The sequence below is a fragment of the Psychrobacter sp. Marseille-P5312 genome (assembly GCF_900291405.1).
Taxonomy (GTDB): Bacteria; Pseudomonadota; Gammaproteobacteria; order Pseudomonadales; family Moraxellaceae; genus Psychrobacter; species Psychrobacter celer.
Genome location: NZ_OLML01000001.1, coordinates 1,775,260 through 1,792,695 on the forward strand (window position 1 = coordinate 1,775,260; position 17,436 = coordinate 1,792,695).

Here is a 17,436-nt window from a genome sequence, read left to right on the forward strand (position 1 = left end):
TTTTCTTATGATAGACGGAATGTGGTGGCTTGTCATACTCTTCACTGTGATTGCCGCCTTGTGGCTATTGGCAAAATCACGTGGCGCAAAGACGAACACAGGGCGCAGTGGTAAGCAGTCAAACCAGCTGCCCTCTAATGACGCGCTACAAAAAACCTCAGTGCTGTTTAAGCAGTTTTTTCCTGATTATCAAGTCACGCGTAAAGCCAAGCATTTGCTCATCTGTAAACAAGGCAAAAAAATCGCGATGATTACCATTGATAAAAAAATTGCTGAAGGTAAGCGTCGTTTGGGTGAAGTACCTGTGATTAATTATCACCGCGTGCCCAGCCGCGCCCAGCTCGCTACTCATTTGCAAGAGGCAGAGTAGGCGGCGCTTGTATCAGTGGATAAAGAGCAAGTGGGTATTCTAAAAGAAAGTTTCTTAGAGCTGGCCGTTTAACAAGTTGACCGTTTAAAAGAGGCGGCTTAATTAAATAGTCACGTGACGAATAACAAGCGAGAGGCTGCGAGTAAATTTAACAACACTTGATAGAGGCTACTAGGTCATGATAAATAACATCAAAAGACTTGAAGTTTTGATATTAAAGGGCTTTAGAGGTTTTAGGTAATGCTGAGGAAGGGTGAAACATAGTGATTGGTGCGCTCGGCGGGAATCGAACCCACGACCCTCGGCTTCGGAAACCGATACTCTATCCAACTGAGCTACGAGCGCATAAAACAGACTTAAAAATCAAGACCGCTTAGTCTAACAAATAAAAGTCAGAAAGCCAATAAACGAAGGCAGAGATTGAGGTTTTTTAAGAAAAAACAGGATAGTCATCAAACAAGCATGGCAATCTACCCGCCTTTTCCCTTATAATGTCAGGGAGAATTCATATTTATAATCACCGATTGCAAGTGTGCTGGCACGCGGGATGGCTGTTTGCTATTGATGACGAGCGGTCGTCAAAGGAGGACAGACAGAATGTCCAAGCCCTGCCAGCCTTTGTATACGTAATAAGAGAACGTGACGAATGAGAAAAGTAGTTATGTTATCGGCAGCTGCCATTCTAGGAATCGCTAGTATCGCGGTGAGCCAAGCTGAAAGTGTTGTCGACACGCCTGTGACTGTCTCTGATGTAGCAGAAGCGCAGGAAGTGGTAGAAAACGCACCTGAGCAGTTGGGCGATGACCCACAAGCTGCTGCAGATACCACTGATGGCGATGCTGCGACTGATGCTGCGGCCTCAGAAGATGGTCAAGCAGATGACGCAGTAGAAACTGCCGCTGCCGCACCTGCCGCCGAAGAAGAGATTCCACAAGATACGCCGCAAGTGCAAAAGCTGATCGCGCTATATCCAAACTTGATTGCTCGTATTCAGCCAGTTGCCAAAGTCTGTTTCGAAGACGACGAAGTGTGTGACGTGACCCCGCGCGCCGCTGGCCCAGCCGCTGGCGATGGTCCTCGCGACGGCAAAGCTGTGTATAATGCGGTATGTCAGACATGTCACGGTGCAGGCCTGCTTGGCTCACCTGTGTTAGGCGATGTTGGCGCATGGGGTCCACGTATCTCAAAAGGTAAAGACACCCTATATACCCATGCCATCAATGGCTTTAACGCCATGCCTGCCAAAGGCGGTGCGGATATCCCTGATGAAGAAGTCCAAAACGCTGTCGATTATATGGTTGATGAAGCAAGCTAAGCATTTGCTTTTATCGGCTTGGGGTGTCTGATGTAGATTAAATAGGCACCCGTAACCTGTCACGGTCTATTGACTTGTCGTGAGCGACTTGCCGCAAACTATATGTATCTGTAAGCTATATGTATAAAGCCCATAACTCGCCTATTTCATTTTATGAGGTAGGCGTTTTTTTTATGATGAGTATTATCAAACGGATGGTTCTGGTATAGCACCGTTGAAATCCGACCCTAGTAGCCTCATTTTATGAGATTACATCGTCTCATTTAGCTGTTTTTCTCTTCTCAAACGCTTTTACATCGATAATCAATAAAGAGGTATTCATGTCTGAGGTACCAGCACTTGCTATCCAGAATTTATCCAAAACCTATGGTAATGGGTTTTCGGCACTCAAAGATGTCAGTTTAACCGTCCCGCAGGGTGGTTTTTTTGCGCTGCTGGGGCCAAACGGTGCTGGTAAGTCAACGATGATTGGCATTATTAGCTCACTTTTTAAACCCACCACTGGTAGTGTCAAAATCTTTGGCACCGATTTGCTCGAAAACCCAGCGCTGGCCAAGCAGTATCTTGGCGTGGTGCCGCAAGAGTTTAATTTTAATCAATTTGAAAAAGTCCAAGATATCTTGATTACGCAAGCAGGGTATTTTGGTATCCCGGCCAAAGAAGCTCGTCCAAGAGCCAAGCGTTTGTTGACCGCGCTTGGGCTGTGGGATAAGCGCAACAGTAAATCACGCGAGCTATCTGGCGGGATGAAACGTCGTCTGATGATTGCTCGTGCTTTGATTCACAAACCAAAACTATTGATTTTGGATGAGCCGACGGCTGGGGTCGATATCGAGCTGCGCCGATCTATGTGGGAGTTTATGCAGCAGATCAATATCGAAGAAAAAACCACCATTATCTTGACCACTCACTATCTTGAAGAAGCAGAGCAGTTGTGTAAACGCATTGCGATTTTGGATCATGGTGAGATACGCATCAATACCGAAATGAAAGATTTGCTCGCTCAATTATCGGTGGAGACATTTGTTTTTGATCTTGAAACCCCGTTGATCCAGCCGCTAGAGCTGAATGGGGTGACAGGGTTGTCGCAGCCAGATGAGCAGACCCTAGAGGTAACCTTAACAGAAGGCGAGTCGTTAAATGGTGTGTTTAACCAATTATCTGCTCAAGGCATTACGGTGGCCAGTATGCGCAACAAAGCCAACCGCTTAGAAGAGCTATTTATGCGCTTGGTAGAAAAAAACATTCAAAGTGCAGACAGTATGAAGGAGGCGGGATTATGAGTCAAAAGGCCGTTGATCGAGATCAGAGTATCGACTATCACAAAACCATGTCGTGGAATAAAAGATGGATCTCTTTTCGTACCATCTGGCTAAAAGAGGTGCGCCGAATCCTACGTATCTGGCCGCAGACCCTACTGCCACCTGTCATTACCATGAGCCTGTATTTTGTCATCTTTGGTAAGATGATCGGCTCACGTGTCGGTGAGATGGGCGGGGTGCCGTATATGCAGTTTATCGTGCCTGGTCTAATCATGATGGCGATTATCACCAACAGTTACTCCAACGTTGTCTCAAGCTTTTTTAGCGCCAAGTTTACCGCCAGTATTGAGGAGCTTTTGGTCTCACCGGTCTCCAAGCATGCGATTTTGATGGGGTATATCAGTGGTGGTATTTTCCGCGGGCTGGCGATCGGTTTGATTGTCTCGATTGTGGCGTTGTTTTTTACCGATTTGGGTATCGAGCACTTGTTTGTCACGGTGTTTACCGTCCTTGGCACCTCGACTTTGTTTTCATTAGGCGGTTTTATCAACGCGGTATTCGCTCGCTCGTTTGATGACATCTCTATCATTCCAAGCTTTGTATTGACGCCGCTTACTTATCTGGGCGGGGTGTTTTATTCGATGGAAAACCTCTCACCGTTTTGGCAAAACGTCTCGTTATTGAACCCGATTGTCTATATGGTGAATTCGTTCCGTTATGGGATCTTAGGGTATTCTGATGTCAACGTTTGGTACTCGATGGCGGCGATTTTTGTATTCTGTGCGATATTTTATACCATCGCTTATCGTTTGTTGAATAATGGCTCACGCGTGCGCTTGTGATGGTCAGCGTGTGAAGCGATAGCGATGCTCAAAGCGCTGTCGGTTGAGCAGTTAGGGTTTAACGATTAAATAGTAGGAAAGTAAATGAGCATACATGGCATCTTAGGTGAGCAAACCACCGATTATCCGACGCAGTATAGTCCAGAGACGCTATATCCGATTGCGCGCAGTCTGGGTCGTGACGCGATTGGTTGGCAAGACGATAAATTAGCGGTGGGGGTGGACTGGTGGCAAGCCTTTGAGATGTCTTGGTTAAATAAGCAAGGCGTCTCGCAAGTTGCCATTGCGCGCTTTGGTATTCCTGCCAGCTCGCCATTTATTGTCGAGTCAAAATCGTTGAAGCTTTACTTAAACAGCCTAAATTTTACCGAGTTTGCCAGCTGGGACGAGGTGCAAGCGCTGATAGCCAAAGACTTATCAGCCTGTGTGCAAGCTCAGGTAACCGTTGAGTTGTTTCGCTTAGATGATGAAACATCAGGGCTACATATTGCTCAGCCTGATGGCGTCTGTATTGATGATGCCTTGTTAAATAGTAGCGAGAAGGTAACACTGTGTGCGCATCCCGATGCGTCATTGCTGCGTGATAAAGCAGAGGCGCGTGGTGAGAGTGTGATAAGTGATGGCACTCAGCCTTATTGTTTTTATTCTAATTTGCTGCGTAGTAACTGTCCGGTGACCAACCAGCCAGATTGGGGTACATTAGTTGTGTCAATCACAACGGAGCAGCCCATTCATACGGCCAATCTGCTGCGCTACCTCTTAAGCTTCCGTCAGCACAATGGTTTTCATGAGCAGTGCGTCGAGCAGATATTTGCTGACTTGAGCCAACACTATCAGCCACGCGCATTGATGGTTCGCGCGTGGTACACCCGCCGCGGCGGTATCGATATCAATCCTTGCCGCGTCAGTGATATGAGTTTGTTGCCGACGCCGAGTCGTTTGCTGCGTCAATAGAGCCATCGTTTAAAATAGCTTGGCTGATACAAAAAAAGCGCCTATCTTATTGAATAAGACAGGCGCTTTTTATTGCATAAGTTTTACTAATAAAACTATTTGCTACTTACTTTTGCCATGACTTCTTCGCGGCTGAGCATTTGTTTTTCTGATTCACGGCGATTGACGTACTCAAATTTGCCTTCGGCCAAGTTACGGTCAGAGACCACGATGCGATGCGGGATACCAATCAGCTCAAGATCGGCAAACTTGACCCCTGGACGCTCGTTACGGTCGTCTAGCAATACGTTGACGCCCTGCGCTTTTAGCTCTTCGTATAACGCAGTGGCCGTTTGCATGACGGTTTCTTCTTTAGATTTCATCGGAATGATAGCAACTTCAAAAGGCGCAATCGAGTCCTCAACGGTCGGCGTTTGTGGCCACATGATGCCGTTTTCGTCGTTATTTTGCTCGATGGCTGCTGCGATGATACGGCTGACGCCGATACCATAACAGCCCATCATCATGGTCACAGGCTTGCCATCTTCACCAGAGACGGTTGCGTTCATCGCTTGTGAGTATTTATCGCCCAACTGGAAGATATGACCGACTTCGATGCCGCGTTTGATTTTGAGCGTGCCTTTACCATCAGGAGAAGGGTCGCCTTCTTGCACATTTCGCACATCAACGATACGCGTAATGCTCGCATCACGTGCCCAGTTCATGCCGATGGTATGTTTATTCACTTTATTCGCGCCTGCCACAAAGTCTGACAAGGTCGCCGCTGAGCGATCGACAAATACCGGCATATCCAAATCCACACCGATATAGCCTTTATGCAGGCCAGCGGCTTTTAGCTCTTCATCAGAGGCCAGGGTCAATGGTACGTTGGCTTCTTCGATTTTCTCAGCTTTGATGGTATTAAGCTGATGGTCTCCGCGTAGTACCACCGCAATCAGCTGCGGTGTGCCATCTTCTTTATGACCATGGACGATCAAGGTTTTGACGGTATTGGCAAGCGGAATATCTAAGTGTTCCGCCACCATCTTACAAGTGGTCATGCCTTCGGTGAGCACGTCTTCGCGCTCTTGCTTTGGCGGTTGGCGTTCAGCCATATTAAATGAGATAGATTCGGCAAGCTCGACGTTGGCCGCATAGTCTGAGGAGTCAGAAAAAGCGATATCATCTTCACCGCTGTCAGCCAACACATGAAACTCATGCGAGGCAAAGCCGCCGATAGAGCCGGTATCCGCTTGTACCGCACGGAAGTCTAAGCCTAAGCGGGTGAAGATACGCGTATAAGCCTCATACATATCATGATAAGTCTTTGCGAGCGAAACTTGATCGACATGGAACGAGTAGGCGTCTTTCATGGTGAACTCACGCGCGCGCATCACACCAAAGCGGGGACGAATCTCGTCGCGGAATTTCCCTTGGATCTGAAAGAAGGTAATCGGTAGCTGCTTATAGCTGCGGAGCTCGCCTTGGGCCAGATTGGTGATGACCTCTTCGTGCGTCGGGCCTAGCACAAAATCCCGATCGTGACGGTCTTTAAAGCGCAATAGCTCAGGACCATAGTCATCAAAACGCCCGGTGGTCTGCCACAGCTCAGCGGGCTGCGTCATCGGCATCAGGACCTCTTGAGCGCCTACATTTTGCATCTCTTCACGAACAATACGTTCGACCTTTTGCAAGACGCGTAGCCCCATGGGCAACCAGATATAAAGCCCCGAGGCGATTTTGCGAATAAGACCGGCGCGCACCATCAACTGGCTTGAGACGATGTCGGCGTCGCTTGGGGTTTCTTTTAGAGTGGCAAATAAAAATTGACTGGCTTTCATAAATAAAGCGTAACCTTATCAACGATAAAAAAATAAGAAATAGTGGGGTGTTGAGCATAGGGCTATCGTTTCATGGACGCCGTAAGCTTACCTTTATCACTTAGCAATGAACTAGGGGCTTCCTAGTAGATAATGTGTCGCAACTGGTCTCTAACCACTAATCGCGGGCAACTACGCTTTTGCGGCAAAGACACTGGTAAAGCAGTATCGTCACAAAACCGCTCTCACAATAAAAGGGCAGATTTGGATTGACGTATCGATAGAGTAGACGGCGACATATCGGAATTGAAAAAGTCACCAAACGTGTGATGAAAACCTATCCTGCAAAAAACCTGACCAATAAATCTGTGCCGACATTTTATCAATACAATCTGTCTATGTTAGGTAAAGTTCGCCCAAGACGCAATGACTTTTTGTTTTTTCAGCCGTAACTTCGGTCAAAGAATGGCAGATGATTATTGAGACTCGATTATTTACCAGTGTTAAGCTGATTTATGGCAAATGGCGCGCGTGTTTTTACTCATAATCTGGTTGCAGGTTATGTTGCGTCTTGGTAGCTATTACTTGAAGTAATAGGTGATTAGTAGCATTTATAGACAGACAGGCGGATGAGATAGGCATGTGGTATTACGCAGCGAGATAAAAGTACGATTTGATAATAGCGAGGCAATAAAAAGCGCTGTTAAGTCGCTGTCGCTAAGGGACTCATCTGCTCTATATAACTGATAATACTGAAGGTGGTGTCAATGAATCATCCTGATAATAAAACGCCTGCGGATAACGCGCGCGACAACAAATATCCAGCGCCAAATCCACCAACAAAAAAGCCCATTGCCTTTATGTCGTGGCTGATATTGCTGATTGGTTTGGCCGCGCTGGCGTTTGCTATCTATAGTATGCAGCCGGCAAGTGAAGAAGCGCCTATCGAAACCATCAGCCGTGAGGGCGTGGTGACGCAGATTCAGCAGTTAAACCGCCTACAAACGGTGGCTTTTAGCGTGGATACAGTGATTACCAGCGAGCGGCAAGGCAGCTGGATGAAGCTGTGGCAAGATGAACAAAAGGGGCTGTTTATCGCGCGCGGGCGAGTCGATGCGGGCATAGATTTGAGTGCGCTGACGCCTGAGATGGTGCAAGTCATCCAGCCCGATCCAGCGACTGACAGTGAAGCGCTGCGCAAAGCTGCTCAAAATGACACGCAGGCCACAATCGCCAATACCGCCGCCATGATGCCGCAAATCAATATCACCTTACCGCCGTCAGAGATATTTTCAGTATATCTGGATGATATTGAGATTTATGACTGGCAGACGGGCGCATTTGGGTTGATGCAGGTCGATCCAAAGATACTTGCGCAAGCACAGACCATGGCAAAAAAAGAAGTGCTAGAGCGTGCCTGCCGCGGTGATGTGATGAATATTGCCTTGCAAAACGCTCAGACGCAGCTGCAGCAGTTATTTGCCATGACGGGCGCGGTGGTGACGGTGACCACCCAAGGCGCGGGCGCGTGTCAGTTGCCCTCGTAGCACGTCAGTCGACTGTATTACGATTTTTTAAACTCAGCAATGGCCAACTGACGAGCCGCTTTATGCTCGACCATCGGCACAGGGTAGTCGATATCAGCAAACTTGCCGCCCTTTGCCAGCTCTTTACGCATCTTGTCTTCACTATGCAAGATGCTGGCAGGAATGTCTTTTAATTCAGGCAGCCAAGTTTTGATAAACACGCCATCCTTGTCATGTGTTTTGCCTTGGCTAAAGGGATTCATGATCCGAAAGTAAGGCGCAGAGTCTGTACCGGTTGAGGCGCTCCACTGCCAGCCGCCATTATTAGAGGCAAAGTCGCCATCGATGAGCTGCTGCATAAAATAGCGCTCGCCTAAGCGCCAATCAATCAGCAAGTCTTTGGTCAAAAACATCGCGGTGGCCATACGCAGGCGATTGTGCATAAAGCCAGTCGCATTTAGGCTGCGCATCGCCGCATCAACGAGTGGCACGCCTGTCTTGCCAGTACACCATGCCTCAAGGTCATCCTTGTCATACGACCAATCAATCTTCTTATCTGTCTCTTCTTTATAGGCCTTGTGGCGGATAAGAGCCGGCTTGTCCACTAGCACATGGCGATAAAAGTCGCGCCAGGCCAGCTCACTTATCCAGCGATTGATGTCTTCATTGTCGCCATCGTTGCCGTGTAGCTTTTCTTGCGCTAGGCTTGCCTGTAGATAGCATAATCTAGGACTGATGACGCCAATGGTCAGGTAGGCGGATAGCTGACTGGTGGCCTCGAGGCTAGGTGTATCACGGCTGATATCATAGTCGTCGATGTCGTCGGCAATAAAGTCGTTTAGACGCTGACAGGCAGCTGTTTCGCCTGCAGGGTAGGCGGCGCGGGCTTTTGTTAATTGAGCATCCATATCGAGATGCTGCGATAAATCAGCCTTTTGTCGTGCGTTTTGATAAGTGCTGACCACCTTGTTACTCAATGCTTCGATGTCTTGTAGTGTGGTGGCGCTGTCTTTTGATAATTTTAGCTTGGTTTTATTATTATTTATGGCGGTGGCTTCATGCATTTGTATGCTGCTGATATCCAAAGTATGCCGCCATTTTTTATAAAACGGGGTAAACACTTGATACATGCTATCGCCATCATTGGTGGTGATACTTTGTGGTGGCAAGATACATTGGTCATGCCAGCGTACAAACTCGATATTGTCTTTTGCTAGCTGCTTTGCTAATTTTTCATCACGGTCGATCTCATTGCCTTCGTACTCATGATTGGCCATGATACAGCGGATGTTATTGTCCTGACATAGTGTGCTGAGCGCGTCGATACAGTCGACAAAGCTGGGGCAAAGTTGTACAGTCAATGTGATGTTTAGCTGCGCTTGTAGCGCCTTGGCAAGTATGGGCAAGGTGCGGGCGATATGATCCACCTGTATTAAGGAAGTATCGTGCGCATGCCACTGCTCTGGCGTCAAAAAAAACACCGCACTGACGCGCGCATGATCTGCCTGCGCGCGCTCGCAAAGTGCCGTCAGCGCTGTATTGTCATGCAGTCGTAAATCTCGGCGAAACCACATTAGATAATGCGGCATATTCATATCCGTATTATCATCGTTATCGCCATTAGCAGACGCAGTCTTAGACATGCAAGTACCCTTATACCAATCAATCGTAATCATAAACAAAACTATGAATAAAAGTATGCTAGGATAAGTTTTTTGATGCAATGGGTCTGGCAGACAAGTAACAAAACAGCATCATAGCGTCAGGTCGATATAAAAGGGATACAACGAGATTGGGAGCACCAGGCTCTCAGTACAATGGTAGATATTGAACCTATTAAATCTTTTAAGCGTTTCAAATTAAGGTCAGACAATGCAGGTGAAGTTTTGCGGGTTTACCCAGCTCAGTGATGTTCAGACCGCTGTGCAGTTGGGTGTGGATGCGGTTGGTTTGGTGTTTTACCCACCAAGCCCGCGTGCTGTCACGCCCAAACAGGCGCAGTCATTGAGTGCCGCTGTACCGGCGTTTGTCAGTGTCGTGGCACTGGTGGTCAATATGACTCACGATGAGCTGCTGGCGCTGGCAAACCATGTATCTTTTGACATCATTCAATTCCACGGCGACGAAACGCCTGAGCAGTGCCAGCAGCTGGCAAGCGCGGTCAATAAACGCTGGATCAAGGCGCTACGTATCGATGCCGAGCAAGACACGGCAGCTAGCGTGCGCGCGCGTATCGATAGCTTTGCCGTGATGGGCGCCAGTAGTATCTTGCTCGATGCTTATCATCCGCAAAAATACGGCGGTACGGGCGCGCGCTTTGATTGGAGTTTGATACCACAGGGCAGCGCGTTACCGATTGTTTTAGCCGGCGGCCTCGCTGCTGATAATGTCGCAGGCACACTTGATTTACCTATCTATGGCGTCGATGTCAGCGGTGGTATCGAATCTGCTAAAGGCAAAAAAGACGCTGCCAAAATGCGCGCCTTTATGAAGGCAGTCAAACGTGACCGATGGCAAAACGAGACGGTCACTGACGGGCTTTAAGATAATTGCTATATTGGTGTCTATGTGATGTCTATATATTGTTATTTGCTCGTTATTCCGAATTTTTGCTTGTCGCCTAGTTATATGACGATATGGCGGCAAGCGTAGACGCTTTATCTCCTTCATCTTTATATTAAAAGCCCCCACTTATCGTAGGAATTATCATGAGTCATGCCTCAAACAAAGCGCTATCTGATGCTGCAAAATCTATCAATACTTTTACCAATCCAGCAGATGTGCAAGACTTTAATCAATACCCTGATGCACGCGGACACTTTGGTGTCCATGGCGGTCGTTTTGTTTCTGAAACGCTGATGGCGGCATTAGAAGAGCTTGAAACCTTATACACCAAAGTCAAAGCTGATCCGGCTTTTTGGGAAGAATATCACAATGATTTGGTCAATTATGTCGGTCGCCCAACCCCGCTTTATCATGCCAAACGCCTGAGTGATGAGATCGGCGGCGCGCAGATTTATTTTAAACGTGAAGACCTCAATCACACAGGCGCACACAAGGTCAATAATACCATCGGGCAGGCACTACTTGCCAAGATGTGCGGCAAAAAACGCATCATCGCCGAGACGGGCGCAGGACAGCATGGCGTGGCGACAGCGACAATTGCCGCGCGCCTAGGCTTAGAGTGCATCGTCTATATGGGCGCTGATGACGTCGAGCGCCAAAAGATGAACGTCTATCGTATGCGCCTGCTTGGTGCGACAGTGGTGCCAGTGACGTCTGGCTCGCGCACTCTCAAGGACGCGATGAACGAAGCGATGCGCGACTGGGTGACCAACGTTGACACCACTTATTATATCATCGGCACCGTTGCAGGGCCGCATCCTTATCCGCTACTGGTACGTGATTTCCAAGCGATTATCGGTAAAGAAGCCCGTATTCAACATTTAGAAAAAACCGGCAAATTGCCTGATGCGTTGGTTGCCTGTGTTGGTGGTGGCTCCAACGCGATTGGGCTGTTTTTTGATTTCTTAAATGATACTGACGTCAAAATGTATGGCGTCGAAGCAACGGGCGACGGTATTGAATCAGGTCGCCATTCAGCGCCATTGGCCGCTGGTCGCATCGGCGTGCTGCATGGCAACCGCACTTACCTGATGGCAGACGATGAAGGTCAAATCCAAGAGACGCACTCTATCTCAGCGGGTCTTGATTACCCTGGCGTCGGTCCTGAGCATAGCTTCTTAAAAGACATGAAACGCGTCGAATATGTCGGCTGCACTGATAAAGAGTCGTTGCACGCCTTTCATGAAGTCACGCGCAAAGAAGGCATCATACCTGCATTAGAGTCTGCGCATGCTGTCGCCTATGCATTGAAACTGGCGAAAACCATGACCCCTGAGCAGAGCATTGTCGTCAATATGTCGGGTCGCGGTGATAAAGACTTGCATTCAGTGATGAAGGCAGAAGGGATTGCGTTGTAGTGGTGAGCCTTGTTTTGCGACAAACCCACGTTGATGACATACATTGAGTGGCTCTTTGATTGAATGATAAAGCGCCACTGTAGCCAGTTTTTATTAATTTTAGAGACGATTATGACCCGAGTTAAAAGTATGACCAGAATTGAAAGCACTTTTGAAACTTTAAAATCACAAAACAAGAAAGCCCTGATTCCTTATGTGATGGCAGGTGATCCAAATCCTGCGACGACTGTAGGTCTATTGCATGACTTAGTCAAGCATGGCGCGGATATGATCGAAGTGGGTTTGCCGTTTTCTGACCCCATGGCTGATGGTCCAACCGTATCGCTAGCGGGTGAGCGTGCATTAGCTGCAGGTACTAGTACGCGTGATGCGCTAAATATGGTGGCAGAGTTTCGCAAGCAAGACACGCAAACGCCAATTATCCTGATGGGTTATCTAAACCCTGTCGAGATCATCGGTTATGATAATTTTGTCACCTTATGCGAGCAGGCAGGCGTCGATGGTATTTTGATGGTGGATTTGCCGCCAGCGGAGGCGGGCAGTTTTACTCAGCATTTAACTGAGCACGCGATGAATGAGATTTTCTTATTATCGCCCACCACTTTGCCTGAGCGCCGTGAGCAAGTGCTGACCCACTGCGGTGGCTATATTTATTATGTGTCGCTCAAAGGCGTGACGGGCTCAGCGACGCTCGATACCGATGATGTCGCCATTCAAGTACAAGCTATCAAAGCAGAGACCGATTTGCCGGTCTGCGTGGGTTTTGGTATCCGTGATGCGGCCTCTGCCAAAGCGATCGGTCAGCATGCTGATGGGATTATCGTTGGTAGTGCGCTGGTACAAAACTTCGCCGATATCGATGCTAGTGATGCGGTGGCAGTGGCCAATGCTCAACAAAAAATCATGGCAAAAATGGACGAGCTGCGCGGTGCTTTAGACAGTTTGACAGTTTAACGGACGGTATCATAGGTAAGCGGTGAGTTGTTCAAGGTGTCCCTAGGGGTGATGAGCTGAGGCGACGGCGCGCTGGACGAATGACAAGGTTTATCATAACAGGGTTTATAATAACAATGTCTATAAAGACAGCACGAAATGGCTTTGCTAAATTTAGTTTACGTGTGTAAACTAACCTCACATATAAATTGTGACCGTCTCGCATGAGCGTACCTGCTGATGGCTGATATCATCGAGTGCTGTGACGATTAAGTTGATTTTATAAATGGACTCTTAGGGACAAGTAAACGAGCCAACTTGCCTGTAAGCCTTTGATAATGGCGAATACTATGACTGATACAATAACCAAAGCTGATATGACAACTCCAAACAATATCGAAAAAACCGCAACTGACAAACCCAGCGCCGAAAAAAACGGCAATGCTGCTGGCCAATCGTGGTTTAATCGCCCAATACCTGGTATTAAGCAGCAACTTACCGCTCCATTGACTGCGGTTGAGACTGAACCATCGACCAAGTGTAGCAACTGCCACTCGATGATTACCAATACCGCGCTGATTTTTAACTGTTATGTGTGCCCGCATTGTGACCATCATCTACCGATGAGCGCCCGTGAGCGTCTAAACTGGCTGCTCGATCAAGTAGATGGCGAGATGGGGCAAGAGTTCAATGCAAAAGATCCATTGAGCTTCGTCGATAGTAAGCCGTATCCACAGCGCATGAGCGAAGCACAAGACAAGACAGGCGAGTCTGAAGCGCTGATCGTGATGTATGGCAAGCTGCGCAATCTAGACATTGTCACTTGTGCCTTTGATTTTCGCTTTATGGGCGGCTCGATGGGATCGGTGGTCGGTGATCGGTTTGTACAAGCCGCTGAAAAAGCCCTTGAGGAAAAAATACCACTGGTTTGTTTTGCAGCCTCAGGCGGCGCGCGTATGCAAGAAGGCTTGCTGTCGTTGATGCAAATGGCGCGCACCGCCGCTGCGATTGAGCGCTTGCGATTGGCGGGCGTACCGTATATTGTGGTGTTGACCAATCCCGTCTATGGCGGTGTGACAGCCTCGCTGGCGATGCTAGGAGACATTCATTTGGCAGAGCCAAAAGCGATGATTGGTTTTGCTGGCAAGCGCGTGATCGAGCAGACGGTACGCGAAACCTTAGAAGAGCCGTTTCAGCGCGCTGAGTTTTTGTTAGAGCATGGGGTGGTGGATGAAGTGGTGCATCGTCATCAGCTGATCGATACCATTTATCGTCTGCTGGCAAAACTGTGTCACGTCACCAATGTGGATGCGTAACGCCGCACCGGTTATGGCGTTTATCGCATAGGCACAGCTACAAAACTGCTCTTAAAAATAGCATTTATCGTCAATCACGGTAAATGCTATTTTTGCTTTTTGGCTGGGTAGTTATATACTGTCTTCAGTTTTTATTTGATTCTTTTTTGATAGGTTTTCTTCATGTCTGACTCCTTAGTTGCTACCTCAAGTACGCCCGATAACCAGTCTAGTTTGACCGAATGGCTCAATTATATGCAGCAGATCCATGTGTCGGCGATTGACATGGGGCTGTCGCGCGTGTTGCCAGTGGCTGAGGCGCTAGGCTTGGTACAGTCCGCCAAAAACGATGCGTATGTATTTACTGTAGCGGGCACCAATGGTAAAGGCTCAACGACCGCAGTGATTGCGCAAATGTGCCAAGCAGCAGGGTATAAGACGGCGCTGTATCAATCACCGCATTTAAGCGTTTTTAATGAGCGGGTGCGCATCGATGGCGAGATGGTCAGCGATGAGACCTTAATCAATGCCTTTAGTAAGGTGGAGGTAGCGCGGCTGCAGTGCGATTTGACATTGTCGTTCTTTGAGATGACGACACTTGCTGCGTTATTGATATTTGCCGAAGCAAACTGCGCGGTATGGGTATTAGAAGTGGGGCTGGGCGGGCGCTTGGATGTGGTCAATATCATCGATCCTGACATGGCGGTGATTACCAATATCGGCATCGATCATATCGATTGGTTGGGCGACAATGTCGAGGATATCGGACGCGAAAAGGCAGGTATCTTGCGTGAGGATATCACGCTGATTTATGGGGCGACTACGATACCAGATAGCGTGCAGCAGGCGATTGATCAGCATCAAGCGCGCTGCTATCAGGTCGAGCAGGACTTTGCTTACCAAAGCCTCGACTCAGCCACATGGCAGTATAGCAATGCCGCTGTCACGATGCAGTTACCACGCCCAGCATTGTCGCTTATGAACACTGCCAATGCCTTATCGGCTGTGCTAGCCAGTCCATTAGATATCGATATCAGTGCCATCGAGCAGGCGCTGCAGACAGTCAAGCTGGCAGGACGGTTTGATTACCGCCATACCCAGCAGCGTCATTGGCTATTTGATGTGGCGCACAATGAGCAAGGTGTCGAGTTTTTATTGACGCAGCTTGTACCGCTTTGGCAGCAGCACCTCGCCGAGCAGCACGAGTCTAAAGACAGTCATAGCGGCAGCCAACCTGCCAGCATCAAAATGCTGTTTTCTATGTTAGGTGATAAAGATATCGACCATGTCGTCCAGCGCTTAAGCCAAGCTGGCTTGCCGATCAGCGAGTGGTTTATCGCGGAGATTGACTATCCACGTGCCGCGAGTACCGAACATTTATACAGCGTCCTGTCTCGCCATGTCGAGCAGACGCAGATACATCAGTTTGACAGATTAAAAGATGCCACGCAGGCGGTGATGCAAGCGAGCAGCGCACAGGATCTCATCGTGGTGTGTGGCTCGTTTCATACCATCGGTGAGGCATTAGCGGCATTGACCACCGATCAGTGATAATTGATGAAGTGACGACCCGTGATTGATTAAAAGGGCTTTGCTTTCGTGTTACGCTTAGCACAAGTGTGATAGCAGACAGCGCGAAAAATATGCTTTATAATCAAAGTGATTGAAATATAGCGTATAACGCCAAAAAACTGACGGATGGGTAAACTTTTAGAGCCTTGCCCGCCAAGGTCTTAAAGCGATAGCTGCGCCGCTCAATCAACCTTATTACCAACTAAGAGACGTAAACGGATGAACTTTTCGAGACAAGCCTTATTGGGCATTGGGATGATTATCGGCGGTAGCGTGATGCTATACGCTATGGTGCAACAAATCGGCGATAATAGTCAGCCTGCGCCGACCTCAGCGATGGTCGAAAGCTCAAGCACTGAGCAAACCACGCAGCCGCCATTGACAACAGACATCGAAACAGAAAAACGCATCTTGGCACAAAAACAAAAAGAGCGCGCCGCTCGCGTCGCAGAGCAAGAAAGACGTGCTCAGCAGTTTTTGCTTGAGCAAGAAGCCGCTGAAGCTGAAGCACTGGCCAAAGCGCGCGCAGAAAGCCAGCAATATATAACAAATACTACCGCTGCTGACGATAGCGACAGCGCCGCGGCTAAGAAAAAAGACGATACCGCTTCGGCGACAGCAAGCCTTGAAGGTACAGAAAGTTCTGAAAGTGCTGATAGCAATACGGCGCAAGCCGCCGCAGCCGAAAAATTAAAAACTGCCCAGCAGCAAGAAGCCAAACGTCAAGCCGCTCTCAAAGAGCAACAAGCCGCCAAAGAATTGGCACAGCGACAACAGCAAGCGGAACAAGCAAAGCAACAAGCAGAAGCTGAGCGTCAGGCTGCCGAGCAGGCCGCTGCAAAAAAGCAAGCGGCTGAAAAAGCTGCCGAAGCCGCCAAAAAAGAGCCGCCCAAATCCCCCACTGACTATGAAGTCAAACGAGGCGACGGCCTGATTAAACTTGCCAGACAGTATAACGTACCGGTGGAAGCGCTGGCTCAGGCAAACAATATGTCACCCTCGACCTCACTGCAGCTGGGTCAGACACTGACTATTCCCTCACGTAAACAAGTACAGCGTCTAGAGCGAGAAGCAGCGGCAGCCGAAAAAGCGCGTGAAGCGCAGCGCAAAAAAGAAGAAGCATTGGCAAAAAAGTCAGCAGAGGCCAAACGTGATGCGCAGCAAAAACTGCGTGATGCTCGCCAACAGGTCAAGGAAACCGATGCCAAAGGAAGCTTTGGGGTGCAAGTCGCACTTGCCAATGATCAGGCCAAAGCAGATGAATTGGCCAAAAAGTTTCAGGCAGCAGGGTATCAGGTAAAGACCAGTCCGACCAGTCGCGGTGTCCGCGTCATCGTCGGTCCTGAGCGCGGTAAAGTGGCAGCGCTGGCGCTCAAAGACAAGATCAACAGCGACCCTAAAGTAAACACCACCAGTGCTTGGGTATTATACTGGCGCTAAACCGCGACTAATGTATCGCCACTGGTAGTGAGTATAGACGCCTTCGCTGTTTCGATGATATGAGAAAACACGACACTAGATGTCGTGTTTTTTGTTTTATTGATTGCTCGGCTGGGTAGGTTTCGCTACCATGCTGCGCATTTAT

General features: G+C 48.5%; 14 protein-coding genes and 1 tRNA gene. 12 read left to right on the forward strand and 3 right to left on the reverse strand.

What is annotated here, in order from left to right:
- Nucleotides 1-7: 7 nt before the first annotated feature.
- Complete coding sequence (locus C6W44_RS07610) at nt 8-370, forward strand: hypothetical protein (RefSeq protein WP_105244890.1); 363 nt, start codon at nt 8-10, stop codon at nt 368-370.
- A gap of 268 nt (nt 371-638) precedes the next feature.
- Here C6W44_RS07610 and C6W44_RS07615 read toward each other — a convergent pair.
- Nucleotides 639-715 (reverse strand) — tRNA-Arg (locus tag C6W44_RS07615).
- Between the two features lie 301 nt (nt 716-1,016).
- Between C6W44_RS07615 and C6W44_RS07620 the strand changes: the two genes are divergently transcribed.
- From C6W44_RS07620 to queF, 4 genes are all read left to right on the forward strand, one after another.
- Nucleotides 1,017-1,685, forward strand: a complete 669-nt coding sequence (locus C6W44_RS07620; protein WP_105244891.1) for a c-type cytochrome — start codon at nt 1,017-1,019, stop codon at nt 1,683-1,685.
- 320 nt (nt 1,686-2,005) lie between these two features.
- Entirely contained in the window at nt 2,006-2,968 is a 963-nt protein-coding gene (locus C6W44_RS07625; RefSeq protein WP_105244892.1) for an ABC transporter ATP-binding protein, read from the forward strand.
- A gap of 47 nt (nt 2,969-3,015) precedes the next feature.
- Nucleotides 3,016-3,789, forward strand: a complete 774-nt coding sequence (locus C6W44_RS07630) for an ABC transporter permease (protein WP_105246556.1) — start codon at nt 3,016-3,018, stop codon at nt 3,787-3,789.
- Nucleotides 3,790-3,873: 84 nt separating this feature from the next.
- The gene (gene queF / locus C6W44_RS07635) at nt 3,874-4,743 is read left to right on the forward strand and encodes an NADPH-dependent 7-cyano-7-deazaguanine reductase QueF (protein WP_105244893.1); all 870 of its coding nucleotides are present in this window, start codon (nt 3,874-3,876) and stop codon (nt 4,741-4,743) included.
- A 95-nt stretch (nt 4,744-4,838) separates the two neighbouring features.
- Here queF and C6W44_RS07640 read toward each other — a convergent pair whose 3' ends face one another.
- Nucleotides 4,839-6,563 carry a proline--tRNA ligase gene (locus tag C6W44_RS07640; protein ID WP_105244894.1) on the reverse strand — a complete coding sequence of 575 codons (1,725 nt, stop codon included), beginning with the start codon at nt 6,561-6,563 and terminating at the stop codon, nt 4,839-4,841.
- A 746-nt stretch (nt 6,564-7,309) separates the two neighbouring features.
- Between C6W44_RS07640 and C6W44_RS07645 the strand changes: the two genes are divergently transcribed.
- Nucleotides 7,310-8,089 carry a DUF4230 domain-containing protein gene (locus C6W44_RS07645; RefSeq protein ID WP_105244895.1) on the forward strand — a complete coding sequence of 260 codons (780 nt, stop codon included), beginning with the start codon at nt 7,310-7,312 and terminating at the stop codon, nt 8,087-8,089.
- 17 nt (nt 8,090-8,106) lie between these two features.
- Here C6W44_RS07645 and C6W44_RS07650 read toward each other — a convergent pair whose 3' ends face one another.
- Nucleotides 8,107-9,711: a cryptochrome/photolyase family protein gene (locus tag C6W44_RS07650; RefSeq protein ID WP_105244896.1), complete on the reverse strand. Its 1,605-nt coding sequence runs from the start codon at nt 9,709-9,711 to the stop codon at nt 8,107-8,109.
- Nucleotides 9,712-9,940: 229 nt separating this feature from the next.
- Between C6W44_RS07650 and C6W44_RS07655 the strand changes: the two genes are divergently transcribed.
- The 6 genes from C6W44_RS07655 (at nt 9,941) to C6W44_RS07680 (ending at nt 17,291) form a co-directional block, all read left to right on the forward strand.
- Nucleotides 9,941-10,612 carry a phosphoribosylanthranilate isomerase gene (locus tag C6W44_RS07655; RefSeq protein ID WP_105244897.1) on the forward strand — a complete coding sequence of 224 codons (672 nt, stop codon included), beginning with the start codon at nt 9,941-9,943 and terminating at the stop codon, nt 10,610-10,612.
- Between the two features lie 164 nt (nt 10,613-10,776).
- On the forward strand, nt 10,777-12,051 hold the full coding sequence (trpB, locus tag C6W44_RS07660; RefSeq protein ID WP_227526387.1) for a tryptophan synthase subunit beta: 1,275 nt from the start codon (nt 10,777-10,779) through the stop codon (nt 12,049-12,051).
- A 129-nt stretch (nt 12,052-12,180) separates the two neighbouring features.
- On the forward strand, nt 12,181-13,005 hold the full coding sequence (gene trpA, locus C6W44_RS07665; RefSeq protein ID WP_105246560.1) for a tryptophan synthase subunit alpha: 825 nt from the start codon (nt 12,181-12,183) through the stop codon (nt 13,003-13,005).
- A 317-nt stretch (nt 13,006-13,322) separates the two neighbouring features.
- Nucleotides 13,323-14,300, forward strand: coding sequence for an acetyl-CoA carboxylase, carboxyltransferase subunit beta (gene accD, locus C6W44_RS07670; RefSeq protein ID WP_198336862.1), 978 nt, complete (start codon nt 13,323-13,325; stop codon nt 14,298-14,300).
- Between the two features lie 162 nt (nt 14,301-14,462).
- Nucleotides 14,463-15,830, forward strand: coding sequence for a bifunctional folylpolyglutamate synthase/dihydrofolate synthase (locus C6W44_RS07675; protein WP_105244898.1), 1,368 nt, complete (start codon nt 14,463-14,465; stop codon nt 15,828-15,830).
- 240 nt (nt 15,831-16,070) lie between these two features.
- Nucleotides 16,071-17,291: a LysM peptidoglycan-binding domain-containing protein gene (locus tag C6W44_RS07680; protein ID WP_105244899.1), complete on the forward strand. Its 1,221-nt coding sequence runs from the start codon at nt 16,071-16,073 to the stop codon at nt 17,289-17,291.
- Nucleotides 17,292-17,436 lie beyond the last annotated feature (145 nt).

Bases quoted from the DNA above. Each gene is read 5' to 3' on its own strand.
- C6W44_RS07610 (WP_105244890.1), top strand. From the start codon at position 8: ATGATAGACGGAATGTGGTGGCTTGTCATACTCTTCACTGTGATTGCC.
- C6W44_RS07620 (WP_105244891.1), top strand. From the start codon at position 1,017: ATGAGAAAAGTAGTTATGTTATCGGCAGCTGCCATTCTAGGAATCGCT.
- C6W44_RS07625 (WP_105244892.1), top strand. From the start codon at position 2,006: ATGTCTGAGGTACCAGCACTTGCTATCCAGAATTTATCCAAAACCTAT.
- C6W44_RS07630 (WP_105246556.1), top strand. From the start codon at position 3,016: ATGTCGTGGAATAAAAGATGGATCTCTTTTCGTACCATCTGGCTAAAA.
- queF (WP_105244893.1), top strand. From the start codon at position 3,874: ATGAGCATACATGGCATCTTAGGTGAGCAAACCACCGATTATCCGACG.
- C6W44_RS07640 (WP_105244894.1), bottom strand. From the start codon at position 6,563: ATGAAAGCCAGTCAATTTTTATTTGCCACTCTAAAAGAAACCCCAAGC.
- C6W44_RS07645 (WP_105244895.1), top strand. From the start codon at position 7,310: ATGAATCATCCTGATAATAAAACGCCTGCGGATAACGCGCGCGACAAC.
- C6W44_RS07650 (WP_105244896.1), bottom strand. From the start codon at position 9,711: ATGTCTAAGACTGCGTCTGCTAATGGCGATAACGATGATAATACGGAT.
- C6W44_RS07655 (WP_105244897.1), top strand. From the start codon at position 9,941: ATGCAGGTGAAGTTTTGCGGGTTTACCCAGCTCAGTGATGTTCAGACC.
- trpB (WP_227526387.1), top strand. From the start codon at position 10,777: ATGAGTCATGCCTCAAACAAAGCGCTATCTGATGCTGCAAAATCTATC.
- trpA (WP_105246560.1), top strand. From the start codon at position 12,181: ATGACCAGAATTGAAAGCACTTTTGAAACTTTAAAATCACAAAACAAG.
- accD (WP_198336862.1), top strand. From the start codon at position 13,323: ATGGCGAATACTATGACTGATACAATAACCAAAGCTGATATGACAACT.
- C6W44_RS07675 (WP_105244898.1), top strand. From the start codon at position 14,463: ATGTCTGACTCCTTAGTTGCTACCTCAAGTACGCCCGATAACCAGTCT.
- C6W44_RS07680 (WP_105244899.1), top strand. From the start codon at position 16,071: ATGAACTTTTCGAGACAAGCCTTATTGGGCATTGGGATGATTATCGGC.